Source organism: Streptosporangium minutum (assembly GCF_002149035.1).
Classification (GTDB): domain Bacteria; phylum Actinomycetota; class Actinomycetes; order Streptosporangiales; family Streptosporangiaceae; genus Streptosporangium; species Streptosporangium minutum.
On record NZ_NGFP01000028.1, the window covers coordinates 1 to 23,505 of the forward strand.

Annotated in this window: 19 protein-coding genes and 1 pseudogene; 10 read left to right on the top strand and 10 right to left on the bottom strand. The window is 69.8% G+C overall.

All coding sequences use genetic code 11. From position 1 onward, the window contains the following. From CA984_RS08890 to CA984_RS08905, 4 genes are all read right to left on the bottom strand, one after another. A partial coding sequence (locus CA984_RS08890; RefSeq protein WP_242675823.1) for a DUF5682 family protein occupies nt 1–435 on the bottom strand: 435 nt, incomplete at its 3' end. 114 nt (nt 436–549) lie between these two features. Continuing rightward, nucleotides 550–1,617, bottom strand: coding sequence for an ATP-binding protein (locus CA984_RS08895; RefSeq protein WP_031171235.1), 1,068 nt, complete (start codon nt 1,615–1,617; stop codon nt 550–552). Continuing rightward, a complete protein-coding gene (locus tag CA984_RS08900) occupies nt 1,614–3,023 on the bottom strand; it encodes a DUF5691 domain-containing protein (protein WP_086570143.1) in 1,410 nt (469 codons plus the stop codon). Before CA984_RS08900 ends, CA984_RS08895 begins: the two co-directional genes overlap by 4 nt. Next, on the bottom strand, nt 3,020–4,393 hold the full coding sequence (locus CA984_RS08905; protein WP_086570145.1) for an SWIM zinc finger family protein: 1,374 nt from the start codon (nt 4,391–4,393) through the stop codon (nt 3,020–3,022). Before CA984_RS08905 ends, CA984_RS08900 begins: the two co-directional genes overlap by 4 nt. Nucleotides 4,394–4,641: 248 nt before the next feature. Here CA984_RS08905 and CA984_RS08910 point away from each other — a divergent pair, with 248 nt between their 5' ends. From CA984_RS08910 to CA984_RS08920, 3 genes are all read left to right on the top strand, one after another. After that, on the top strand, nt 4,642–5,073 hold the full coding sequence (locus tag CA984_RS08910; RefSeq protein ID WP_086570147.1) for a cupin domain-containing protein: 432 nt from the start codon (nt 4,642–4,644) through the stop codon (nt 5,071–5,073). A gap of 68 nt (nt 5,074–5,141) precedes the next feature. Next, nucleotides 5,142–6,677 (top strand): aldehyde dehydrogenase family protein, encoded by a 1,536-nt coding sequence (locus CA984_RS08915; protein ID WP_086570149.1) that lies wholly within the window; start codon nt 5,142–5,144, stop codon nt 6,675–6,677. Between the two features lie 409 nt (nt 6,678–7,086). Further along, complete coding sequence (locus CA984_RS08920; RefSeq protein ID WP_086570151.1) at nt 7,087–7,896, top strand: class I SAM-dependent methyltransferase; 810 nt, start codon at nt 7,087–7,089, stop codon at nt 7,894–7,896. 141 nt (nt 7,897–8,037) lie between these two features. On the opposite strand, the gene CA984_RS08925 is transcribed toward CA984_RS08920, so the two are convergent. Together CA984_RS08925 and CA984_RS08930 are read right to left on the bottom strand one after the other, a co-directional pair. Then, nucleotides 8,038–9,858: a M14 family metallopeptidase gene (locus CA984_RS08925; protein ID WP_086570153.1), complete on the bottom strand. Its 1,821-nt coding sequence runs from the start codon at nt 9,856–9,858 to the stop codon at nt 8,038–8,040. A gap of 138 nt (nt 9,859–9,996) precedes the next feature. Then, complete coding sequence (locus tag CA984_RS08930; protein ID WP_086570155.1) at nt 9,997–10,401, bottom strand: ATP-binding protein; 405 nt, start codon at nt 10,399–10,401, stop codon at nt 9,997–9,999. Nucleotides 10,402–10,589: 188 nt separating this feature from the next. Between CA984_RS08930 and CA984_RS08935 the strand changes: the two genes are divergently transcribed. Next, entirely contained in the window at nt 10,590–11,423 is an 834-nt protein-coding gene (locus tag CA984_RS08935; RefSeq protein WP_242675824.1) for a helix-turn-helix domain-containing protein, read from the top strand. Nucleotides 11,424–11,450: 27 nt separating this feature from the next. Next, nucleotides 11,451–11,681 carry a DUF397 domain-containing protein gene (locus CA984_RS08940; RefSeq protein WP_012892930.1) on the top strand — a complete coding sequence of 77 codons (231 nt, stop codon included), beginning with the start codon at nt 11,451–11,453 and terminating at the stop codon, nt 11,679–11,681. Between the two features lie 139 nt (nt 11,682–11,820). On the opposite strand, the gene CA984_RS08945 is transcribed toward CA984_RS08940, so the two are convergent. Next, complete coding sequence (locus tag CA984_RS08945) at nt 11,821–14,472, bottom strand: glycoside hydrolase family 3 protein (protein ID WP_242675825.1); 2,652 nt, start codon at nt 14,470–14,472, stop codon at nt 11,821–11,823. A gap of 530 nt (nt 14,473–15,002) precedes the next feature. On the opposite strand from CA984_RS08945, the gene CA984_RS08950 reads away from it, so the two are divergent. Beyond that, nucleotides 15,003–15,797 (top strand): SDR family oxidoreductase, encoded by a 795-nt coding sequence (locus CA984_RS08950; RefSeq protein WP_086570161.1) that lies wholly within the window; start codon nt 15,003–15,005, stop codon nt 15,795–15,797. A gap of 149 nt (nt 15,798–15,946) precedes the next feature. After that, nucleotides 15,947–16,330, top strand: a complete 384-nt coding sequence (locus CA984_RS08955) for a carboxymuconolactone decarboxylase family protein (RefSeq protein WP_086570163.1) — start codon at nt 15,947–15,949, stop codon at nt 16,328–16,330. Between the two features lie 70 nt (nt 16,331–16,400). On the opposite strand, the gene CA984_RS08960 is transcribed toward CA984_RS08955, so the two are convergent. Beyond that, nucleotides 16,401–17,660: a nucleotide sugar dehydrogenase gene (locus tag CA984_RS08960; protein ID WP_086570165.1), complete on the bottom strand. Its 1,260-nt coding sequence runs from the start codon at nt 17,658–17,660 to the stop codon at nt 16,401–16,403. Nucleotides 17,661–18,021: 361 nt separating this feature from the next. On the opposite strand from CA984_RS08960, the gene CA984_RS08965 reads away from it, so the two are divergent. After that, entirely contained in the window at nt 18,022–18,978 is a 957-nt protein-coding gene (locus CA984_RS08965) for an ice-binding family protein (protein ID WP_165781165.1), read from the top strand. A 35-nt stretch (nt 18,979–19,013) separates the two neighbouring features. Here CA984_RS08965 and CA984_RS45335 read toward each other — a convergent pair whose 3' ends face one another. Then, nucleotides 19,014–19,379: a hypothetical protein gene (locus tag CA984_RS45335; protein ID WP_133061581.1), complete on the bottom strand. Its 366-nt coding sequence runs from the start codon at nt 19,377–19,379 to the stop codon at nt 19,014–19,016. 473 nt (nt 19,380–19,852) lie between these two features. On the opposite strand from CA984_RS45335, the gene CA984_RS47770 reads away from it, so the two are divergent. Both CA984_RS47770 and CA984_RS08975 read left to right on the top strand, forming a co-directional pair. Continuing rightward, a complete protein-coding gene (locus tag CA984_RS47770; RefSeq protein ID WP_242675826.1) occupies nt 19,853–20,023 on the top strand; it encodes a hypothetical protein in 171 nt (56 codons plus the stop codon). A gap of 567 nt (nt 20,024–20,590) precedes the next feature. Continuing rightward, a complete protein-coding gene (locus tag CA984_RS08975) occupies nt 20,591–22,729 on the top strand; it encodes a DUF4082 domain-containing protein (RefSeq protein WP_086570171.1) in 2,139 nt (712 codons plus the stop codon). Here the strand turns inward: CA984_RS08975 and CA984_RS08980 are convergent. Further along, nucleotides 22,726–23,136 (bottom strand): annotated as a pseudogene (locus CA984_RS08980) (transposase); the annotation flags it as partial. The gene CA984_RS08975 and the pseudogene CA984_RS08980 sit on opposite strands and share 4 nt — an antisense overlap. Between the last annotated feature and the right edge of the window lie 369 nt (nt 23,137–23,505).

A 23,505-nucleotide genomic window follows, 5' to 3' on the forward strand; every position in this document is an offset into this window, starting at 1 on the left:
CTGCTGCTCCGGCCCCGCCCCGTCCTCCGGGCGGCGCTCCTGCGGCTCCGCGCCCCGGTCCGCATCCCCCGGAGCGCCGTCGTGCGCCTCCTCCGGCCCGGCGGGCTCCTCCCGCTCGGAGGCGAGGCTGTGGGCGGCGGGCAGGTCGCAGAACCTGACCGGGATGCCCGCCTCCACCGCGTGGCGGATCGCCTGCCACTCCGGTGAGAAGACCGCGAACGGCCAGAAGGCGGCCTTGGACGGCTCCCCCGGCACGTGTGCCAGCAGCGCCACCGGGGGTTCGAGACCGGGGTCCTTGGCCAGCTCGACCAGCCCGTCGGCCTCGGGCGGCCCCTCGATGAGCACGATGTCCGGCTTGAGGCGCTCCAGCTCGTCTCTGAGGGAGCGCGCCGATCCCGGTCCGTGGTGCCGGACCCCCAGCACGGAGACGCTCATGGGCGGCCTCCGGCCACCGGGCGACCTACCCGCGCGTCCGGGGACGGGCCACGACGGGCGTCACGTGGTGCGGTCACTGTGAGACGGGACGGTCCCGCTCCGGCGGCCCGCGCCTCAGCCCGCGTCACGGCAGGCCCGGTAGAAGTCGCGCCAGTCCTGGCGCTCGCGGACGACGGTCTCGAGGTATTCCCGCCAGACGACGCGGTCGGAGACCGGATCCTGGATCACGGCGCCGACGATGCCGGCGGCCACGTCGGAGGGGCGGAGCACGCCGTCGCCGAAATGGGCGGCCAGGGCGATGCCGTTGGTGAGGACCGAGATGGCCTCGGCCGTGCTGAGGGTCCCGCTGGGAGACTTGACCTTGGTCCGGCCGTCCTCGGTGACACCGGTGCGCAGCTCGCGGAAGACCGTGACCACGCGGCGGATCTCCTCCAGGCCGGTCATGGTCTGGGGCAGCTCCAGGGAGCGGCCGAGCTGGTCGACACGGCGGGAGACGATGTCGACCTCCTCCTCGGCGGTGGCGGGGACCGGCAGCACGACGGTGTTGAACCTGCGGCGCAGGGCACTGGACAGGTCGTTGACGCCCCGGTCACGGTCGTTGGCGGTGGCGATGATGTTGAAGCCGCGCGAGGCCTGGACCTCCTCGTTGAGCTCGGGGATCGGCAGCGTCTTCTCCGACAGCACCGTGATCAGCGCGTCCTGGACGTCGGAGGGCATGCGGGTCAGCTCCTCCACCCGGGCGATCCGCCCCTCGGCCATCGCGCGCATCACCGGGCTGGGCGTGAGCGCCTGCCTGGACGGCCCCTCCGACAGCAGCCGGGCGTAGTTCCAGCCGTAGCGGATGGCCTCCTCGGCGGTGCCCGCCGTCCCCTGCACGAGCAGGGTGGAGTCGCCGCTGATCGCGGCGGCCAGGTGCTCCGACAGCCAGGTCTTGGCCGTGCCCGGCACGCCGAGCAGCAGCAGCGCGCGGTCGGTGGCGAGGGTTGCCACGGCCACCTCCACGATGCGGCGGGGCCCGATGTACTTCGGGGTGATCCGGTCGCCGTCGCCCAGGATGTAGGCGGTCACCGCCCAGGGGGAGAGTTTCCAGCCCGGCGGCCGGACCCGGTCGTCGTCCTTGGCCAGGATCGCCAGCTCCTCGGCGTACTGGTCTTCGGCGTGGGCCCGCAGAACCGTTGTCACAGAAGCTCCTTCAACATGTCGTCACGGAAACGCAGGAGGGCGGCGACCTCCTGGATGGGCGGTTCGAGCGAGAGCCGTTCGGCCACGCCGTACAGGGCGGGGTCGATGCGTTCGCCGGCGAGCTTGGTCAGCTCGCCGAGGTTCCAGGGCTGGGTGCCGGAGACCTCGATGATCTTCTGCAGCACGGCCCCGGCCAGGCCCGGCCCCCAGGGCGCGGAGGCGCCGCCGAGGACCATGATGAGCTGGCCGTCCAGGCCGTGCCGCCGGACGAAGTCGGCGGCGACGCTCTCCTGCTCGGCGGGGGGCAGCGCGGCCAGCAGATCGGCGAGCGGATCCCAGGCGAACAGCTCCCTGGCCCACTCGGGGTCGCCCTGGAGCACGGTGGCCCTGACCCATCCCGCCATGACCTCGCGACCCCAGTCGACGATCTTCATCCGGACGAGCTCGCCGGGCGAGTGGCCGAGCAGGCGGGGCCAGAACCCGAGCGGGGTGCGCGCGACGGCCTGCTGCAGCCACCAGCTCCGCTCGCCCGTCCCCCTGGGCGGCTTGGCCCGGACGCCGTCGCGCTCCATCGCGGCGTCGCAGGCGGCGGGCGGGGTGACCTGGATCTCGCCGTTCTCGACGGAGAGACAGCGGGCGACCCGCCCGGCCATCCGCAGGGCCAGTCGCGAGTCCGGCAGGCGGGTCAGCAGGTCGGCGGCCTGGTGGCGGACCTCGCGGCGGCGGTCGTCGAGAGCGGCCTCCAGGAACGGCTCGTCGTCGGAGGAGAGCCGGTCGGCGAGAACCTCCAGGAAGGACGCCCTGTCGTCAGGGGTCTCCTTCTCCCAGGTCGCCGCGAGCAGCCGCCTGGCCTCCGCCGGGGCCACCGCCCGCAGCGCGGCCAGATGGGCACGGCGGTCGCCGGAGGTCCCCAGCTCCCAGACCTCCCGGGTGTCGCCGGCCCCGGCCGGGGCGGCTGCGGTGACCTCCTCCAGCAGGAAGCTCCACGCCGGGTTGAGCCCGGCCAGCCAGCGGCCCCGGTTTCCGGCGAGGACGCCGAGGTGCGGGCGGATCGACCGGTCCCTGGCCCCCTGGTCGAGAAGCTCGGGCAGCAGGTGAGGTGAGATCCGGTAGCCGCGGCCGGCCGCGGTCTCCAGCCATTCGGCGAGCAGCCTCGGCCGCTCGCCGCCGAGGATCCGGGCGAGCCGGTCGGCCGCCGCGCGCGAGACCGCGGGCTGCTCCTCGGGGGGCGCGACGCTCAGCGGCTCGCCGCCGGCCGGCCGGCGACCGGCCCGCATCCGCAGCGTGTGCACGGCGGCGCGTTCGAGAAGCTCGATCTCGCCGGCCGGCTGCCCGGGGAGGGGACGGCGGTCGGTGCCGACGAGCGCGGTGGAGACCAGGTCCTCCCATTCGGTCGAGGCGTTCACAGGACGATCACCCGGCCCTCCTCGTCCCAGGTCGTGAGGGGCCGCAGGCCCCTGGGAGTCCATTCGGCGGCGACGGTCAGCGGATGGCCGCCGGAGGCCGCGATCAACCGCCAGGGAGTGCCGGCGGACGGGTGCAGCGCGAGCCCCCCGGAGGGGCCGGCGAGCTGCCAGGAGGGGCTCCCCGCCGGGGTCACCGAGGCGACCACGACAGGCCAGGAGTCCAGCCAGGGGTCTCCCGCCAGCGCTCCGGCCACCTCCTCCAGCGCCTGTTCCAGGGTCGATCCGGGCGGGGGGCCGGCGGGGACGCCGTCGTGGCGGGTGGCGACCAGGGCCCGCAGCGGCGACGAGCCCGGATAGAACGCCAGGTCGGCGTCGATGGCGGTGCCGGTGACGAGCGAGGCGTCGAGTGCCTGGCCGGGCGGGGCGAAGGAGAGCACCAGCGCAGCCCGGCCCGTGTCCCTGCCGCGCAGCCAGACCCGGCGCGCGGTCAGCCGGTCCTGCTCCTCGTCGCGGAACCCGAGCACGTCCCACACGTCCCTGACCGTCTCCCCGGCGAGCACCTCCTCCCTGGTGACCGGGAAACCGACCCGCTCGCGGACCCGTCGCAGGAGCCCGGCGGCCGGGGGGCGCGGCGGTGCGGCCTCCGGCCGGGCGTCCGCGCCGGCCTCGGCCGCCCGCACGACCTCGGGGAGGCGGCGGTGGGCCACCGCCAGCAGGTGCAGCAGGGCGTATTCGCCCAGAAGGCGGGCGGGCCAGTCGTCGGTCGCCAGGACGGCGTTCAGCCGGGAGACGCTGCTGGCGACGCCCGGGGCCTGCGCGTCGATCAGGCGCCTGGCGAGGTCGTCCCAGTGGTCGTGGCGCCGGGATCCGGCGATGCCCTGCCTGATCTGGTCGGCGAGCCAGCGCTCCAGCTCCGACAGGCCGGCGGCCACGCGCTGCTCGCGCTGCTCGGCCCGGCGGGGGTCGCCGGACGGGCCGGTCTCCGCCGCGCCCGCCGTGCCGGCTGCGGCCGCCGTACGGGTGACCGCCCTGGCGGCGCGGTCGCGCCGCTGGTCGAGCCATTCCGCCACCCAGTCGGCGGGCTCGGCGGCGGCGGGGACACCGTCGGCCGACCACAGCAGCAGCAGGCCGAGCGCGTGTTTGCAGGGAAACTTCCGGCTGGGGCAACTGCACCGGTAGGCGGGCTCGGACAGGTCCACACACGCCCGATAGGGCTTGGAACCACTGCCCTTGCACTCGCCCCACAGCGCATCCGCCGTGACTCCGGTCCCCGACCACTTGCCGGGTGAGGAGACCCCTTGGGCCGCTTTCCGGGACGAGGCGTCGGGCGCGAGCGCGAGCACCTGATCCCGGTTCCACCGTTCGATCACGGTCCGAACCGTAGCCAACCCCGCCGACAAAACCGGCCCCGCCGGGAGGCGTCCGCCGTACCCGGCCGAGACGGCCGCCGCGCCCCACCGATCACGGCCGTCCTGCGACCGTCCCCCCATGGCCGCCGCAGGCCGCAAGCCGGCCACAAGTCGTACGGCGACCGCCGCGAGCCGCCCGCCGGGAGGCGGTCGCGCGGCGGGTGTGTCCGGCGGGCGACTCGGGCGGGCGACTCCCTAAGATCGGTTGGATGACGACTCCTTCCCGCCCCCCGCTCGCCGAGACGCTGGACCTGCTGCCGCACCCCGAGGGCGGCTGGTTCCGGGAGACCTGGAAGAGCGCCGTCGCCCTGACCCCTCCGGGGTACGAGGGGCCCCGCGCCACCGCCACCGGGATCTACTTCCTGCTGGAGCCGGGAGAGGAGTCGCGCCCGCACGTGGTCCGCTCCGACGAGGTGTGGCTCTGGCACCGGGGCGGCCCGCTGACCCTGATCCTCGGCGGGCACGACGGCCAGCCGGTGAGCACCGTGACCCTCGGCCCGCTGGTCGAGGAGGGGCAGGTCCCTCAGGCCCTGGTGCCCGGCGGGATCTGGCAGGCCGCCCGGCCCGCCGGGGACGAGGGCGTGCTGGTGAGCTGCGTCGTCTCCCCGGGGTTCGACTTCGCTGACTTCCGCATGCTCTGACCGCTTGGCGTGACGACCTCCCCGTATGTGGAGAGAATGCGATTACAGGACATACGAGGAGGTCAACGGTGACCCACGAGATCGTCTCCGTCATCGGCGGAAAGCAAGCCCCCAACGGCACGGCCTACGACTCGATCAATCCGGCCCGCGTGGACGAGGTGGTCGCACAGGTCCGGCTGGCCGACGCGGAGACGTTCTCCTCCGCGTGCCGTACGGCGGCCGAGGCGCAGAGGGAATGGGCCCGGGTGCCCGCGCCCGTCCGGGGCCGGGTGATCGCCTCGATCGGGCGGCTGGTCGAGGCCAACGCCGAGTCGCTGGCCCGCCTGGTCACCCGCGAGATCGGCAAACCCTACGCCGAGGCCCTGGGGGAGGTCCGGGAGATCGTCGACACCTGCGACTTCTTCCTCGGCGAGGGCCGGCGGCTCTACGGGCAGACGGTGCCCTCGGAGATGCCGGACAAGAACCTGTTCACCTTCCGGGTCCCGGTCGGGGTGGCCGCGGTGATCACGGCGGGCAACTTCCCGGTCGCGGTGCCGTCCTGGTATCTCGTTCCGGCGCTGCTGTCGGGCAACGCCGTCGTCTGGAAGCCCGCGGAGTACGCCGCGGCCTCGGCGCACGCGCTCTACCGGCTGTTCGCGGCGGCGGGACTGCCCGAGGGCGTGCTGAACCTCGTGCTCGCCGACGGCCCCGCGACGTCCGAAGGCCTGGAGACGGCGCTGGCCGAGGGAACGGTGCACAAGGTCGGGTTCACCGGTTCGACCGAGGTCGGCCGGCGGATCGGCGAGCTGTGCGGGCGGCACCTGCAGTCGCCCTGCCTGGAGCTGGGCGGCAAGAACCCGATGGTGGTCATGCCGGACGCCGACCTGGACCTGGCGGTGGAGGGCGCGCTGTTCGCGGGGTTCGGCACGGCGGGGCAGCGCTGCACCTCGCTCGGCACGGTGATCGTGCACGAGAGCGTCCACGCCGAGTTCCTCGGCCGCTACACGCGCGCCGTGGCGGCCGCGACGATCGGCGACCCGGCGGGGGACGTGCTGTGCGGGCCGCTGCTCGACCACAGGTTCGCCTCCCGCTACGAGGAGTATCTGAGCTGGATCCAGCCGCACCACACCGTCGTCTCCGGCCCGGCCGGCCGGATCACCGGCGACAACCCCCGCGGGGACTTCTCCGGCGACGGGGGGCTCTACTACCACCCGGTGATCGTCGACGGCGTGCGCCCCGGCGACCGGCTGTTCCTGGAGGAGACCTTCGGCCCGATCGTGGGCGTGACCACCTTCTCGACGCTGGAGGAGGCCGTCGAGCTGGCCAACCGGCCCGGTTACGGGCTCTCCTCCTCCATCTACACCACCGATCCCAAGTCGGCCTTCCGGTTCCGCGCGGGCATCGGCGCGGGCATGGTCAGCGTCAACAACTCCACCTCCGGCGCGGAGGCCCACCTGCCCTTCGGCGGGAACGGCAAGTCCGGCAACGGCAGCCGCCAGTCGGGGATGTGGGTGCTCGACCAGTTCACCCGGTGGCAGGCGATGAACTGGGACTACTCCGGCAGGCTGCAGAAGGCCCAGATGGATGTCGCCGAGATCGTCCCGGATCTGGACTTCCGGCTCTGACTTTGCCATAGGGGGAGGTTCTCCCCATCACGATCGCGGCATGCCTCTCCGTGGAGAAGATTCCGTGACGGCCGAGGTGATCCTCACGGACGGAGCGGCCGTCGCGGACGGGGCCGATCTTCTCGCGGCCGGGGCTTCCGGCCGTACGGGACCCCGGCCCCGTCACCCGTCCGCCGGCCCGCGCGCCGTACCCGAGGAGGACCGTAGGGGCCGCGCGAGGCCGCCACCCGCCCTGGAAGGCCGCAAGGCCTGCCAGGACACGTGAGGGGCCGCGTGCTGCGGCGCGGCCCCTCACGGACGAGACCATCTGGGCGCACCCATCTGAGCCCATCCAAATAATGAGATGATTTCTCTTAATATATGAGACTCCTGGTACGGTCGCCCCACCCGGACGAAGGAGCGATGCGCCATGGCGGCGAAGGATGCGGTATACACCCACGGACACCACGAGTCCGTGCTGCGGTCCCACCGGTGGCGCACCGTGGAGAACTCGGCCGCCTACCTGCTGCCGCACCTGCGGCCGGGCATGTCGCTGCTGGACGTCGGCTGCGGCCCCGGCACCATCACCGTCGAACTGGCGGAGCGGATCGCCCCCGGGACGGCCACCGCGGTCGAGGTCACCGCGGAGGCGCTCGCCCTGGCACGCGCGGAGGCGGAGCGGCACGGCCGGTCCACCATCGAGTTCGCCGTCGCCGACGCGCACGCCCTGGAGTTCCCCGACGACACCTTCGACGTCGTCCACGCCCACCAGGTGCTGCAGCACGTCGGCGACCCGGTCCAGGCGCTGAGGGAGATGCGGCGGGTCTGCAGGCCCGGCGGGATCGTCGCGGTCCGCGACAGCGACTACGCCGCGTTCGCCTGGTTCCCCGCGCTGCCCGAGCTGGACGAGTGGATGGACCTCTACCAGCGGGTGGCCCGGGCCAACGGCGGCGAGCCGGACGCCGGGCGGCGACTGCTGTCATGGGCCCGCGAGGCCGGTTTCTCCGACATCACGGCCACTTCCTCGACCTGGTGTTTCGCGACGCCGGAGGATCGCGCCTGGTGGGGCGGCATGTGGGCCGAGCGGATCCTGAAGTCCGACATGGCCCGCCAGGCGCTGGCCTCGGGCGCGGCCACCGGCGACGACCTGCGCCGCATCTCCGACGGCTGGCGGGCCTGGACCGCCGAGCGGGACGGCTGGCTGTCGCTGCTCCACGGCGAGCTGATCTGCCGGGCCTGAGCCCTGCGGCGAGCCGATCCACCCGGCGCTCCACGGACGGGAGCACGGAAGAGACGCCCCGGTGCTCCACGGACGGGAGCACGGAACGGGCGGGAGCCCGGAGGGGGCGCTCCGGGAACGGAGGGAGCGCCCCGGGAGCCCTCAGGGCTGTTGAGTGATCTTGACGTTGTCGACCCCGGCCTCGACCAGCGAGGCGCCGGAGGCGTCGGCGGCCTCGATGAGGATCCGGACGCTCTGCCCGGCGTAGGAGGAGATGTCGACGCTTGAGGCGGCCCAGGCGCCGTTGCGGTTGGTGGCCGCGCCGAGCTGCTGGAAGACCTGGGTGGTGGTGGCGCCGACGACCTTGACGCGCAGGTAGTCGGCGCTGGAGGCGTTGGAGCCGTGTGCCAGGTACCAGGAGAAGTTCAGCTTGAGCGTCCCGCCCGACGGCAGGGCGACGGCCGGTGACTGGATGGTCGTGGTGCCGCCGTCGATGTCGTGATCCCCGGCGGAGGCGCCGGCCAGCGGTCCGGTGACCAGGTCGTTGCTGCCGCTGACGGTGGTGCCGAGCTGCTTGGCGCCGCTGGAGGTGGTGGCCGCGGGGTCACCGCGCTCCCACCGGCCGAGGGTGGCGGTGTCGGTGCCGCCGGGGTTGGCGGTCCAGCCGGTCGCCGTCTCGAACTCGTCGGAGTAGACCGTCACCGGCGGGGTCCCGGTGCCGCAGTACTGCGACTCCTTGCCGGTGATCCGGTAGACGCAGTCGGAGTACTCCAGGAAGCGGAGCACGGCCTCCCGGTTGCGGGTCGTCTGCGGGACGATCTGCTCGTCGGGGGGGTAGAAACCCGGGGACCCGGTCGGATACATCTCGAAGGTGTAGCTGAAGATCTTGTGGACGCCCCACATCCAGTCGTCGATCGAGCCGTCGGTGATGTAGAGGTCGCTGGCCTGCTCGGGGGTGTAGCCGTTGGTGGAGGCCATGTTCCGGCCCAGGGCCTCGAACGCGTCGTGGTCGTCCTGGGTCAGGCCGGGAGCGGTGTCGTTGTTGGTGTAGCCGTAGGGCCACAGGATCAGCTCGCCGTAGGTGTGCCAGTCGATGTGCGACTTGATCTGCTGCACGCCGCCGACCACCCGGCCGCGCACCCAGTCGGCGACCGCCCTGACCTCGGGCGCCGACTCGCCGGCCGCGCCCCGGTAGGTGTCGCTGGAGGTGGAGCCGGAGGAGCCGCCGCAGCAGCCCCACTGGTAGGCCCAGTTGCGGTTGAGGTCGGTGCCCACGGAGGACGAGCCGGAGTTGGGCTGCCGGTTCTTGCGCCAGGAGCGGTAGGAGCCGGAGGCGATGTCGTACTCGCCGCCGTCGGGGTTGAGGTCCGGCATGATCCAGATCTCGCGCGAGTTCACCAGGCCGGTGATCCTGTCGTCGGTGCCGTAGCCGTCGGTGAGCAGGTTGAGGATGTAGAGCGCCATCTCGACGGTCAGGTGCTCCCGGGCGTGCTGGTGGTGGGTGAACAGCACCTCGGGCTCGTTCTCGTCCGTGCCGACGTTGTCGCTGATCTTGATGACGGTCAGGTCGCGCCCCTCGTAGGAGGTGCCGTAGCTGGTCTTGCGGGCGATCGCGGGGTGGTCGGCGACGATCTGGTTGATCGCGGCGGTCATCTCGGCGTAGTTGTGGTAGCCGGAGTCGGCCGGTGGGAAGTCGAAGGTCCGCAGGTCCGAGGGTGAGGGGCGGGGGATCTTCGTGACGGTGTAGCCCAGTTTCTTGATCGCGGCGACCTCGGTCTCACTCGCGGTGACCACGACCGAGGCGGAGTCCACCTGGTCGATGGCCGCGCCGGTGGCCGCGACCGCGCTGCGCTGCCGGGAGTCGCTGGGGCCCTGCACCCTGTACTGGCTGTTCGGCGGCGGCTCGGCCGATGCTCCCGCCCCGGTGATGTCGAGGCATAACAGCGCCAGGACCGCGAGTACCACGATAAGACGGCGTCTCACCTGTGCCCTCCTCAGACGCGCGATCTAGGGGGTTGTCGCGCGTCTGCACTGAGAGTCAGGCAAATATGTCGATCGGCAAAGGCCCAAAATTTCGGGCTCGTACGGCTTTCGCGCGCGGAGCGCCGAAAGTCGCACGGGTCAGAAGCAGATCTCGAACCAGACGGTCCTGGGCCCGCCGCCGTCGTCCCGGATCCCCCACCGGTCGGCGAGCAGGTCCACCAGGAACATCCCGCGCCCGCTCTCCGCGTCCGGCTCGTTGCGCACGTGCGGCGCCGACAGCCCCGACCCGGCGTCGGAGACCTCCACCAGCACGGTGCCGGAGCTCACCGCCACGGTCATCGCCACCCTCCCGCCGCCGCCTGAGCACGAGTGGACCACCGAGTTCGTCACCACCTCGCTCACCAGCAGGACGACGTCATCGGAGGCGGGATGCCCCTCCCCGAGGAGCTCCCTGACCCGGTGGCGGGCCGTCGACACCGACTCCGGCACCCCCCGCAGGGTGACGGTCGACCGAGGCGGGACGGTCCGCTGCTCGAGCGTCATGGCTGGCCTCACTCTCCGACATGCACATTCACATGCACATCGCGCTCCGAGATGGCACACTCACTCACGGTGAACTGTTCTATCAGGGACTTCAATAGCTCATATTGAAATTCCACAGTTTCCTTCCCCCGGATGGAGGTACGTGCATGGCTTCCCGGCGCAGTCCCACGGCCCGCCATCGCCGTCTGATGACGGAACTGAACCGCCTTCGGGAGGCCAGCGGGCTGACGCGGGCGGAGGTGGCCGAGCGGATCGGCTCCACCGACACCACCGTCTGGAGATACGAGACGGGGCTGACCCGTCCCAAACCCTCCGACGTGGCGGCCCTCACCGATGTGTACGGCGTGACCGGCGAGGCCCGGGACTCCCTGATCCAGATGGCCAGGGACGCCCGCAAGCGGGGCTGGTGGCACCGGCACCGGCAGGCTCTCAAACCCGGTTTCGACTCCTACATCGGGCTGGAGGCGGAGGCGTCGGTGGTGCGCTCGTACGAGCCGCTGGTCGTCCCCGGCCTGATGCAGACCGAGCCGTACGCGCGTGCCGTCATCGAGGCGACCGCCCTCACCCACGCCCCTTCAGCGGTCGATGAGAAGGTCGCCGTGCGCGTCTCGCGCCAGCAGTTGCTGCACGGCCCCGGTGACCCGATCCAACTCGTCGCCGTGCTCGACGAGGCAGTGCTCCGGCGTCAGGTCGGCGGCCCGGGAGTGATGCGCGAGCAGCTGGAACACCTGCTCGATCTCGGCAGGCTGCCCAATGTGGAGATCCGGGTGATCCCGTTCTCCGCCGGGGCGCACGCCGCGATGGACGGCAAGTTCTGCCTGCTCAGCTTCCCGGAGGCCGGCGATCCCGACCTCGTCTACCTGGAACAGGCGGCGAGCGGGCTCGTACCGGAGGACCCGGAGGAGGTGCGCCGCTACACCCTCATGTTCGGGAGCCTGTCGGCACTGGCTCTCGGCGCGGAGGCGTCGGCCACCTTCATCGCCCAGATGGCGAAGAGTTGTTCCAACCAACCACAGGAATGAGAGGAAGAGAGAGTGCGGGGGTCCACGATGGATCTGTCCAGCGTCATGTGGCGCAAGAGCAGTCGCAGCACCAACGGAGGTGACTGCGTCGAAGTGGCGATCGTGCCCGGCGACCCGGCCCTGGCCGGACACAAGGCCGACGCCGATGAGCTCTACCTCGTCCGCGACTCCAAGGATCCGGACGGCCCGGCGCTGGCGTTCACCCAACGTGAGTGGGACGCCTTCGTCGGCGGCGTGAAGGACGGCGAGTTCGGCTGAGACGTCCCCGGGGGGACCGGAGCACCGGTCCCCCCGGAGATGTCGGCGACGCCGGCACGCGGCGCGGGCCCCCTCCGGCCGCGGCGGGACACGGAGTCGCGCACGCCGTCCGGGGAGGCCGCGTCCACAGGCGGCGTGGCTAGGTCAGGCTGTCGCAGCTCCTGGCGTCGGCGTCCTTGGCCGCCTTCGGCACCCACCGGACGTTGGCGAACGACGCGGAGAACGCGCCGTCGGTGTAGACGAGGAACGGGGTGTTGACCGCCTCCAGGTCGAGGCCCGCTGCCGCGAAGCAGGCGATCGGGATCTTGACCGTCGACTTCGCTCCGGGCGTGAGCCCCTGGAACAGCGACGTCGCCGCCACCTCCGACATGCACGGATAGCCGCAGTGGACGCCGATCACGGTCCTCGACGCCGGAGCCTGGTGGACGATGGTGTCGAAGACCAGGGCCGCGTCGGCGTTGAGGTAGCCCCGCAGATCGGTCCCCTTGACCGGGTCCTGCATGTAGAACTGCGCCGGTCCGCCGCCGGTCCAGGTCACCTTCAGGCCGTCCTGCTGAACGTTGACGTCGGAGCGCACCACGCTGATCGCGGCGTGGGCCGCCTCACCGTCGACGCCGATCTCGGTACCGCCCCAGTTGTCGGCGGAGCCGATCAGGCCCTTGTACGGCGGGACGTCCGCCCGGTTGTAGATCTCCAGGTCCTCGCTCGCCTCCCCGCCGCCGCCCGGCTGGCCGCAGCCGAAGGGAGGGGCGGTCTCGTCGAGCGTCCCGACCGAGCCGCTCTGCCCGTCGCGCAGGCCGTAGCCCAGCGGGAAGAGCGGGTCGTAGCCCTCGTCGCCCGGGTTGAGCGGCGACTGGCAGGCGCTCTTCGGCCAGGAGTACGACAGCCTGCCGGTGTATCCGCCGCCCCGGTGCGAGCCCCGGACGAGCAGGTCCGCGACCCCGCCGCCCTCGGTGCCCGGCAGCCAGGCCGCGACGAAGGCGTCGGAGCGGTTGAGCTCCTTGTTGACCCAGAGCGGGCGGCCGGTGACGTAGACGGTGACCACGGGAGTGCCCTTGCCGCTGACCTTGTCCAGCACGGCGAGGTCGCCGGGGTAGAGCTTGGCCGCCTCCAACGTGCGCCGTCCGAGGTCGCCGACCCCCTCGGCGTACGGCGTCTCGCCGATCACCGCGATGACCGCGTCGTACGCCGCGGGGTCGGCGCCGTCGGCCGTCTCGCTGAAGGTGACGTTCGCCTCGCCCAGCGCCTGCCGGAGGCCGCCGAGGATCGTCGTGCCGCCCGGGAAGTCAGCGTTGGTGTTGCCGGTGCCCTGCCAGGTGAGGGTCCAGCCACCGGTCTGGTTCTGCATGCTGTCGGCGCTCTTGCCGACCACGAGCACCTTGGAGTTCCTGGCCAGCGGCAGGACCTTGCCGTTGTTCTTGAGCAGGACCTGCGACCTGCGGACGGCCTCGCGGGCGAGCTTCCCGGCCTCCAAGGCGCCGGCCGAACCGGCCAGGGCCCGTTCGGACGGCTTCGGCGCGCTGAGCACTCCGGCGCGCAGCTTCACCCGCAGGATCCGCGTGACCGCGTCGTCGATGCGCGCCATCGGGATCTCACCGGCTTCGACCTGCGCGATCGTGTTGGCGATGAACGCCTTCCAGTCGTTGGGCACCATCACGACGTCCAGGCCGGCGTTGATGGCGCGCGCGCAGCTCGCGTTGGTGCAGCCGGCGACCTGGCCGATGCCGTTCCAGTCGGAGACGACGACGCCGTCGAAGCCCATCTTCCGCTTGAGGATGTCGTCGAGGACGCGCCTGCTGCCGTGCAGCTTGCCCTCGTCGATGCCGAGGTCGGCGTTCGTCCAGCTGTTGAAGGAGGCCATCACGGTCTGGGCCCCGGCCGCGAGCGCGCCGTAGTAGCCCTGGCCGTGGATGTTGATCATCTCGGCCTCGGAGGAGGGGTTCACCCCCTGGTCGACCCCCTTGAGGGTGCCGCCGTCGCCGATGAAGTGCTTGGCGGTGGCGATGACGCCCCTGTCGCCGATGCCGCGCGGGTGCCTGCCCTGCAGGCCGTTGACCGCCTCGTAGCCGTAGGCCCGGGTGATCCGGGGGTCTTCGGAGAAGCCCTCGTAGGTGCGGCCCCACCGGTCGTCCCGGACGACGGCGAGCGTGGGCGCGAAGGCCCAGTCCTGGCCGGTCGCGCGGATCTGCTCGGCCGTGGCCGATCCGATGTCGCGGACGAGGCACGGGTCGTGCGCGGCGCCCAGTCCGATGTTGTGGGGGAAGACCGTCGCGCCGTAGACGTTGTTGTTGCCGTGGACGGCGTCGATGCCCCAGATGACCGGGATCTTCGTCCTGCTGCCGACGGACGCCTCCCAGTAGGCGTCGGCGAGGTCGAGCCAGGCCCGCGGGGCGGCGTGCTTGTCACGGCCGGGCCATGAGCCGCCGCCGTTGAGCACCGAGCCGATGGCGTACTGCCCGACCTCCGCCGGGGTGATCGCGGCGATCTCCGGCTGCGTCATCTGCCCGACCTTCTCGGCGAGGGTCATGCCGGCGAGTATCTTCGCCACCCGCTTCTCGTCGGCCGGGTTCCGCTTGATCCGGCTCTTGACCTTGGGCCAGTCGGAGAGCGTTTGCAGGCTCCTTTCGATGCGGGCGCAGCCGTCGGGACCGATGGGCGGCCGGCCGATCCCGGGCTGCCGGGTGATCTTCGCTGTCCCGGCGGCCTCCGCGGCGGCGGCTCCCCCCGCGGTCTCGGCTCCCGCTCCGGGGGCGCCGACAGTGCCTCCGACCAGGAGAGTCAGGCTCGCCAACGCCGCAAGCGCGCTCCGGCGGGCGCGTGATCGCGCGAGGGGTCCAGTCATCGGCAGTCCGTTCTCGAAAACACGGCAACGGTCACGGCGGCCTCACGGGACCGCGTTGCGCAGATCTTGACCCTGCGGGGACGGCCGGGTCAATAGTTTCGAGAGAGCGCTCTCTCGAAAGTTGAGATGTCGACCGTCCTCACCTCCCGGACCTCGTCCCGCCGCCGCCGACGGCCGGGCCGCCGCCGGATTTGGGTCTAGCCAGGGGCCGGCGGCTGAACTAGCTTCCGGAAAGGTGTCCAGCCGGAGGAGCGTCGATGCCCGGGACCGCGGAGGCGCTCATGCCCTCCCGGTGGCCTGCACCACGGAGGCGCTCTCCGGCGAGCCGAACATCACGGCGGCGCTCTCCGACGAGCCGAACATGCGGTGGAGCCGCGTGCCCGGATCGGGCGGCGCGTGCACGAGCGGACCGCCGGGGCCCGACCGGCCTCGCGGTGAGCGCGAGAACCCGTTGAGCCACCGCCCCTGGAGGTCTCCCCATGCCCACAGCCCTCTCCCATCCCGATCGGCGGCCGGTCCTGGTGACCGGGGCCTCCTCGGGCGTCGGCTCGGCCGTGGCCGTCGGGCTGGCGGCGGCCGGGTATCCGGTCGCGCTGGGGGCACGCCGTACCGCGATCTGCGAGGAGCTGGCGGAGAGGATCCGCGCCGACGGCGGGGAGGCGGTGGCGCTGGCACTGGATGTCACGTCGGACGAGTCCGTCTCTTTTTTTGTCGCCGAGGCTGAACAAGCGTTAGGTGAGGTAGAGGTGGTCGTGACGTGCGCGGGCGAGGTGACGCCGGAGAACGCCTACGAGACCGCCACTCCCGATTTCGAGGCACAGCTCCAGCTCAACCTGGTCGGCACCCAGCGGTTCGTGGCCAGGGTGGCCCCCGCGATGGCCGCGCGGCGGCGCGGCGACATCGTGTTCGTCAGCTCCGACGTCGTACGGCTGCCGCGCCCCCGGATGGGCGCCTACGTCGCCGCCAAGAACGGCGTCGAGGGCCTGGCCAGGGCGATGCAGATGGAGCTGGAGGGCACCGGGGTCCGCGCGTCGATCCTGCGGCCGGGGCCGACGCTGTCGGGGGTGGGGTCCACCTGGCCGGTGGAGGTGCTGCAGGCCGTGCTGGACGACTGGGTCAGGTTCGGGCTGGCCCGGCACGACCGCTTCCTCCAGCCTCACGACGTGGCGGCGGCCGTACTGGCCGTGATCTCCATGCCGCGCGGCGCGCACGTCACCCTGCTGGAGGTCGAGCCGGAGGCGCCCCTGCGGCCTGTAACACCCGACACTCCTTGACACGACATATTGGTACATGTCAGGACCCTTGGCGAGAAGGAGCTATCACTGGCGCTGGAACTGGAACTGGAACTGGCCAAGGATGAAGGGGGCGGACGCCCTCTCCGCACTCGCCCCGGATCGGCCGGCTGACGGACTCGGAGGGCCCCATGAACGACCACGCGGACAACGACACTCCTGACCGCCGGGCCCGTGGATTGGAGATCATGAAGCGGGTTCACGGATGGGACCACACCGGTGACGGTCCCGGCGATTTCTTTGGAATGACCGTCGAGCACCTGTTCGCCGAGGTGTGGTCCAGGGACGGGCTGAGCGTGCGGGACCGGCGGCTGCTCCTGCTCGGCCTCCTCGTCGGCCAGGGCATGGACGACGCGCTCGGGCTCCAGCTCGACGCGGCGCTGCGTACCGGGGAGCTCACCCCGGACGAGCTCCGCGAGATCGTCGTCTTCCTCACCCACTACGCGGGCTGGCCGCGTGGCGCCAGGCTCAACACCCAGGTCGAGGAGCTGATCGACCGCGTCATGAGACCGTGATCCCGCCACGCCGGACCGGTGCGCCCGTGGCCCGGCCGGCCGGTGGCGGTCCCGTCACCGGCCGGCCGGCTCAGAGACGCTCGACGTTGGGACCCCGGCAGCGGTTACGCGTGTCGAAGACGTAGGCGCCCATCTGCTCGACCAGCTCGTAGTCGAAGCAGTCGTGGTCGGTGAGGATCACGACCACGTCCGCCAGAGCCAGCTCCCGGCCCGTCGGCCTGACGATCTCGATTCCCGGCGGCAGCAGGAAGTCCTCCACGTGCGGATCGGCGGCCCGCACGTCGGCGCCCAGCTTCCACAGGGCCCGGGCCACCTCGATCGCAGGCGACTCACGGCAGTCGCCCGCGTTCTTCTTGTAGGACAGGCCCAGCAGGAGCACCCGGCTCCCCTTGATCGGCTTGCACCGCTGGTTCAGCCCCAGGATCAGCCGGTGCACGACATGGTCGGGCATGTGGTCGTTGATGTCGTTGGCCAGCTCCACGAACCGGAAGTTGTGCCCCAGGCTGCGCTTGACCTTCCACGACAGGTAGGACGGGTCGATCGGCAGGCAGTGACCGCCGACGCCGGGCCCCGGGGTGAAGCGCATGTAGCCGAACGGCTTGGTGGAGGCGGCGTCGATCGCCTCCCAGACGTCGATCCCGAGCTGCTGCGCGAAGATCGACAGCTCGTTCACCAGGGCGATGTTGACGTGCCTGAAGGTGTTCTCCAGTAGTTTGCACAGCTCGGCCACCTGCAGCGAGGAGACGGGCACGACCTCCTGCACGATCCGCCCGTAGAACGCCCGGATCTTCTCCAGGGAGACCGCGTCGATCCCGGACACGACCTTCGGCGTGTTCTCCAGGCGCCATCGGGCATTGCCCGGATCGATCCGCTCCGGGCTGTAGCCGAGGGAGAAGTCTTCGGGCGCGTGCAGCCCGGAGCCCTCCTCCAGCAGGGGACGGAGATACTCCTCGGTGGTCCCGGGGTAGGTGGTGGACTCCAGGATCACCGTCGCGCCCCGCCGTAGCAGCGGGGCGAGGGACTGGCCTGCCGAACCGATGTGGCGGAGATCGGGGACACCCTCGCGGAGCGGCGTCGGCACCGTTATCACGCAGACGTCGAACGCCTCCGCGTCGGCATAGTCGGCGCTGGCCTGGTATCGGCCCGAACGGTGAGCCGCGGCCAGCAGGTCGTCGTCGACGTCCTCGACGTAGGACTCTGCGGCGTTGAGCCGCTTGACCCGCCACTCGTCCAGGTCGATCCCCACGACGTCGAACCCCGCGTCGACCGCGCGCATCGCCAGAGGCAGGCCTACATACCCCTGGCCGACGACGACCAGCTTCTCTCCCATATCGGAACCTCCATCACCTCAAGTGGTATATGACCTGACTGTAGGAGGCGAGTGTTCTCACACCGTTGATTTGGCGTCACCCTAGGCGTGTCATCTCCATATTTCTCAAATCCTCCGCATGTCGGTTCAGAAAGACGAGAACGACGACAGTAAAGTCGACTACTCAAGTGCATATTGATTATGCATTATCAGACAATTTTTCATTATCAGACAAAGAGGTAACTTCATGATAAACAGCAGTTGCCCTCGTGCTCTGCGGCGGAACATCCGCGGCCCCTGGCTGAACGCGACTCTCGCGACCATCCTCGCGTTAGGCGCGCCTCTCGTGCTGCCGCCTGCCGCGAACGCGGACATACCGCCAGTGGATTTCGGAAGTGCCGAGGACTGCGCGGTCATGGCCGGAAACGCGGTCAACAGCACGGATCTCACCACGATCACCGGTGAGGTCATCTTGAGCCCGGGCACCGCGCTGACCGGTTTCCCGCCGGGGACGATACGCGGAGAAATACACATGAACGACGAGGAGGCGCAGGAATACAAGGTCGACATGGTCGCCGCCTACAACAACGCGGCCGGGCGGACACCCACCGCCACCATTCCCCCGGACATCGGAGGAGGAGCGACCCTGGCCCCGGGCGTCTACGACACCCCCGGAGGTGTCTTCAGGCTGGCCGGGACACTCACGCTCGACGCCAAGGGCGACCCGGACGCGGTCTTCATCTTCCAGGCCGACTCCGCCCTCAGAACGGCGAGAGTCAGCAACATCGACCTCGAGAACGGCGCACAGGAGAACAACATCGTCTGGCAGGTCGGCGACTCGGCGACCTTGGGGACATACTCCACCTTCCGGGGGAGCGTCCTGGCATTGAACGACGTCACGGTGATGGAGGGCGCGGCGGTGTACGGCCGCGCCATGGCCCTGAACGCCTCGGTCGCACTGGACGGCACGGACACCCTTCCGACCACCCGGATCACGTTGCCGGACAATCCGCCGACCACCACGGACCTGACCTCGACGCCAAACCCGTCCCGGAGAGGGGAGCCGGTCACCTTCAGCGCCAAAGTCAACGGAAACTACCAAGGGGTCAGCCCCACCAACGAGGTGCTCTTCAAGGACGGCTCCACCGTGATCGGCTCCGCCATGATCGGGGACTCTGGCGTCGCGACGTTCACCACCACGGGACTCACCAGAGGCGTGCACCCCATCACGGCCGTCTACGTGAGCGGCGGCACCGCCGTCGGTGAGGCCTGGGTCGAATTCGCGCCAAGCGAGTCATCTGTGGTGAACCAGCAGGTGCTCGATCGCGGGGGGATGTAGGTCGGCGCAATCCTCACGATTCCGGCGTTCTCCCATCAGGCGATCGAGGAATCTGGCGCCTCATCGTCCGAAAACGCCGGAGCCGTGGCACACCTCCTGATCTGATCCGCTTCTTCCATGACAACCGGATAAGAGCGTGATTTCGCACGATCACCGAATATGTCAAGGTCACGAAAGATCACGACTAAACAGACATCTTTATCTCGAGGTGTCATTTGTTTGCGCCAATCGTAACTTCGACCAGGCTTCGCCACTTCATGAGCGGGAATCTCCCGTTCGCACAGCCGTTCAATGCGGCGAATCAAAAAGTCCAGTTTTCGCCACAGGGAGAATCCCGTTGATTCCTCGCAGGAACATGACGGCCGTCGCACTGATGATGGCTTGCGGAACAGCAGGGTCACCGAATACCGGAGTGGCCGCCGCGAGCACGATCGCCCAAACAGCCGGGAGCACCGCTGTAGTCCAGCAGGCAGACGCCCAAAGTGTCCTCCGCATGACCCACGGGTACCATCGCTGGAAATCCTGCAGATGCCGGTGTGGCCGATGCGGCCACTGGCGCGACGGCTGCGTGCGCGGTCGTCGCGGGCCGAGGGGGCTGCCCGGCGAGAAAGGCCCCTGCGGGAAACAAGGACCCTCCGGAGAAAGGGGGCCGCGCGGAGAAAGGGGACTGAACGGACAGGCTGGTCCATCCGGAGCTATTTCCAGCATTGATACGACGCTTGTCTCGCTCACCTTCCCGCCATATGACACGAATTTCACCGTCTACGTCGCAGACGGCACCACCTGGATCCAGGATCCCCGGACCGCCCCGCCGCAGGCATGGCACAGTCTCGCCTCGGTACCGGGCTATCCCGACGGCGCGACCGGCGTCTCTTTGACCGAAGCCGCCGAACCCCTCAGCAGCCTTCTGATCACGGTGCTGACCTCGGACGGCACCCTCACCAAGACCAAGTGCATTCTTACCGCGCCTCCCCCGCCTCCGGGCCTGGACTGGGGAACGACCTACTGCGCCCCGTTCACCGTCATCACCCCACCGGCCGGCTAGAAGTCCGCCGACGACCTCGGTCCGGCCGCCGCAAGCGGGGAACGCCCTGCCGTCAGACGGCGATCGCCACGGGTCGCCGGCCAGGCCGCTTCTCGTCCGGCGGGCGACCCGAGGCGTCGACAGCCGGTCCGCCAGGTCAGGTCGACGGCGACAGGGTCGGACGGCGCACTCCGGCAACGCGATACGGCGACGTCGGCCGGGCAGTGGTCACCCGGCACCGGCGTGATCGCGGGTCGGCGACGAGCTCGCCGGAGCGTGGACCGCGCGGCCGGAACGCCGCCACTCCCAACGCCTCGAAAGAGGCTGATCCAGACCGGTGACGCGCCAGATCTCCAGCAGGGGCAGAGCGCCCGCCCTGGAGAGGAGCCCCCACCGGTGGATGCGGATGCGCCGCAAGAAGCAATGATCTGCACGCGGAAAACGCCCCTCGGCCTGACGTGGGCGGGGCTCTTGACATACCCGGCCTCGAACATCAGAGGCATTTTCCTCACTCAAATGACCAAATTCACCACGAAGTCCAAATTAGCACCGAAATTCCACCTAGAAAACTACTAATGGAGAGCACATATGGATATATCATATTCAATCCGCGTCGACAACGGTCTCAATGCGATTCACCGTAGACATAGATCTAAATCCACTAAAATCTTATTTTTCCATGTATGTCATGGCATCTTCCGTAGGCGCGAGGACACTCGGCCGGCGTTTCCCGCCATCGGCCCCTCCTGGCTCGCAGTGCTGCTGGCAGCCGTCCTGTCGATGGGCGCGGTCGTCGGAACGCCACACAGCGCGTACGCGGACCAGCCACCGGTGAGTCTCGGCGACGCCGCGTCCTTCGGGGTGCTGGCCGGGACCGCGGTGACGAACACGGATCTCACGGCAGTCACCGGAGATCTCGGAGTGAGTCCGGGTACCTCGGTGACCGGTTTCCCGCCCGGCACGGTGAGCGGAACCGTCTACGCGGGTAACGCCGCCGCAGCCTCCGCCAAGGCCGATTTGGTCGCCGCCTACAACGACATCGCCGGACGGACACCTGTCGTCACCGTGCCGACAGAACTCGGCGGCACGACCAGGGCCCCGGGCGTCTACAACTCCGCTAACGGCACCTTCGGTATAACCGGGACGCTGACGCTCGACGCCGAAGGCGAGCCGGACGCGGTCTTCGTCTTCAAGGCGTCCACCCTCTCCACGGCGAACGTCAGCAACATCAACCTCGTGAACGGCGCCCAGACGAAGAATGTCTTCTGGCAGGTCAGCGGCTCCGCGACGCTCGGGACCTACTCCACCTTTCGAGGGAGCGTCCTGGCGCTGACGTCGATAACGGTGAGCACCGGCGCCGCCCTCTACGGCCGCGCCTTCGCTCTCAACAACACGGTCACGCTCCAGGGCACCAACAACCAACCGAAAACCCGTATCACCGTGCCAGACGACCCGCCGACCACGACAACCCTGACCTCGTCGGCCAACCCCTCCCAGAGTGGGCAGTCGGTCACCTTCACCGCCACGGTGAGCGCCGTCACGGGCTCGATCGTCCCCCAGGGTGATGTGCTCTTCAAGGACGGCTCGACCACCATCGGCTCAGCCTGGCACAGCGACCTGGGCCCCGCCGTCTTCACGACCTCCGACCTGGCTGCAGGACAGCATCCGATCACCGCCGTCTATCTGGGCGGCGACACCTCTGCCGGTCAGGGCATCATCCATTTCGCGCCGAGCACGTCATCCGAGCTGGTCCAGACCGTGCGCACCAGCCTGTGGGACAACACGGCGGTTCCGGCCGTCCCGTCCCAGCCCGATGCCCAGGCCAGCACCGCCGGCGTGAAGTTCAAGGCGGCCACCGCCGGAACCGTCACCGGCATCCGGTTCTACAAGGGCCCGCAGAACACCGGCACCCACACCGGGAGCCTGTGGACCAGCAGCGGCCAGCTGCTCGCCAGCGCTCCCTTCACCAACGAGACCGCCTCCGGATGGCAACAGGTGAACTTCCCCACCCCGGTGAACATCGCCGCCGACACCACCTACGTCGCCTCCTACCACACCACCTCCGGCTACTACTCGGTGACACGGCCCTACTTCACCACGCAATACACCAACGGCCCGCTCACCGCACTCGCCAACGGCGCGGAAGGCGGAAACGGCGTATACAAATACGGCCCGACGAGCAGCTTCCCCACCAACAGTTCCCAAGCCAGCAACTACTGGGTGGACGTCGTGTTCACCCCGTCGAACAGCCTGTGGGACAACACCGCTGTCCCGGCCGTCCCGTCTTATCCCGATGCCCAGGCCAGCACCGCCGGCGTGAAGTTCAAGGCGGCCACCGCCGGAACCGTCACCGGTATCCGGTTCTACAAGGGCGCGCAGAACACCGGCACCCACACCGGGAGCCTGTGGACCAGCAGCGGCCAGTTGCTCGCCAGCGCTCCCTTCACCAACGAGACCGCCTCCGGATGGCAACAGGTGATCTTCCCCACCCCGGTGAACATCGCCGCCGACACCACCTACGTCGCCTCCTACCACAACACCTCCGGCTACTACTCGGTGACAAGGCCCTACTTCACCGAGAAATACACGAACGGTCTGCTCACCGCGATTTCAGACAGCGAAGAAGGCGGAAACGGCGTATACAAATACGGCCCGACGAACAGCTTCCCCACGGACCCTTACCAGGCCAGCAACTACTGGGTCGACGTGATGTTCGTTTCGCCCTAGTGTCCTGAGTCTTTGATCCGTCGGCAGTATGAGGCAAGAGATTCGAGGATCTCTTCGGCGTTCCCGGCCCATACATACGGTCGCGGGTCGTCGTTCCAGTCAGCGATCCAGGCGCGGATATCGCGCTCCAGGGCTTGGACAGAGCGGTGGACACCGCGACGGGGTCTCTTGGCGGTCAGCTCGGCGGACCAGCGCTCGACCAGGTTCAGCCACGATGAACCGGTCGGCGTGAGGTGCAGGTGGAACCGAGAATGGGCCGGCTTCCGCTTCCTGATCGTCTCGGTCTTGTGGGTGCCGTGGTTGTCGCAGATCAGATGCACCTGGAGACCGGCGGGAACCTCGCGATCGAGCTTGGCCAGGAACTTGCCGAACTCAATCGTGCGGTGCCGTCGGTGCAGCGAACCGATCGTGCCCACGATGGTGGGTGAGGACGTCGAGAAGGGATCACGGCACGCAAAGGCGRCCCCTGTTCTTGATCGGCTGGCTTCGACAGCCGTCGATCAACAGGGGTCGCCTTTGCTGTCGGTGCGGCCGGGGTCCTCTATCTGTCCCTCATCCGGCTCACGCTGGTCTCGCCGGCCGGGAACGCTCCGGCCCTGGGCGCTGTGGCCGGTCGCCGGCCTCGGTGTCCGACCGGTGTGGCGTCCTGGCCGTCACACCGGATGGGCGGGGTTCCACACGCCCGCAGGCGTCTTTGCACGTTTTCGTTTCTTCCTGCATTTCGAGTGCGCATGGCAACCGGTGATCCCGCCGGTACCGGTTCCGCAGTCGGATGG

Excerpts from the sequence above, each read along its gene's own strand:
- CA984_RS08910 (WP_086570147.1), top strand. The coding sequence starts at position 4,642 with ATGACGACTCCTTCCCGCCCCCCGCTCGCCGAGACGCTGGACCTGCTG.
- CA984_RS08920 (WP_086570151.1), top strand. The coding sequence starts at position 7,087 with ATGGCGGCGAAGGATGCGGTATACACCCACGGACACCACGAGTCCGTG.
- CA984_RS08930 (WP_086570155.1), bottom strand. The coding sequence starts at position 10,401 with ATGACGCTCGAGCAGCGGACCGTCCCGCCTCGGTCGACCGTCACCCTG.
- CA984_RS08935 (WP_242675824.1), top strand. The coding sequence starts at position 10,590 with ATGACGGAACTGAACCGCCTTCGGGAGGCCAGCGGGCTGACGCGGGCG.
- CA984_RS08940 (WP_012892930.1), top strand. The coding sequence starts at position 11,451 with ATGGATCTGTCCAGCGTCATGTGGCGCAAGAGCAGTCGCAGCACCAAC.
- CA984_RS08950 (WP_086570161.1), top strand. The coding sequence starts at position 15,003 with ATGCCCACAGCCCTCTCCCATCCCGATCGGCGGCCGGTCCTGGTGACC.
- CA984_RS08955 (WP_086570163.1), top strand. The coding sequence starts at position 15,947 with ATGAACGACCACGCGGACAACGACACTCCTGACCGCCGGGCCCGTGGA.
- CA984_RS08960 (WP_086570165.1), bottom strand. The coding sequence starts at position 17,660 with ATGGGAGAGAAGCTGGTCGTCGTCGGCCAGGGGTATGTAGGCCTGCCT.
- CA984_RS08975 (WP_086570171.1), top strand. The coding sequence starts at position 20,591 with ATGGATATATCATATTCAATCCGCGTCGACAACGGTCTCAATGCGATT.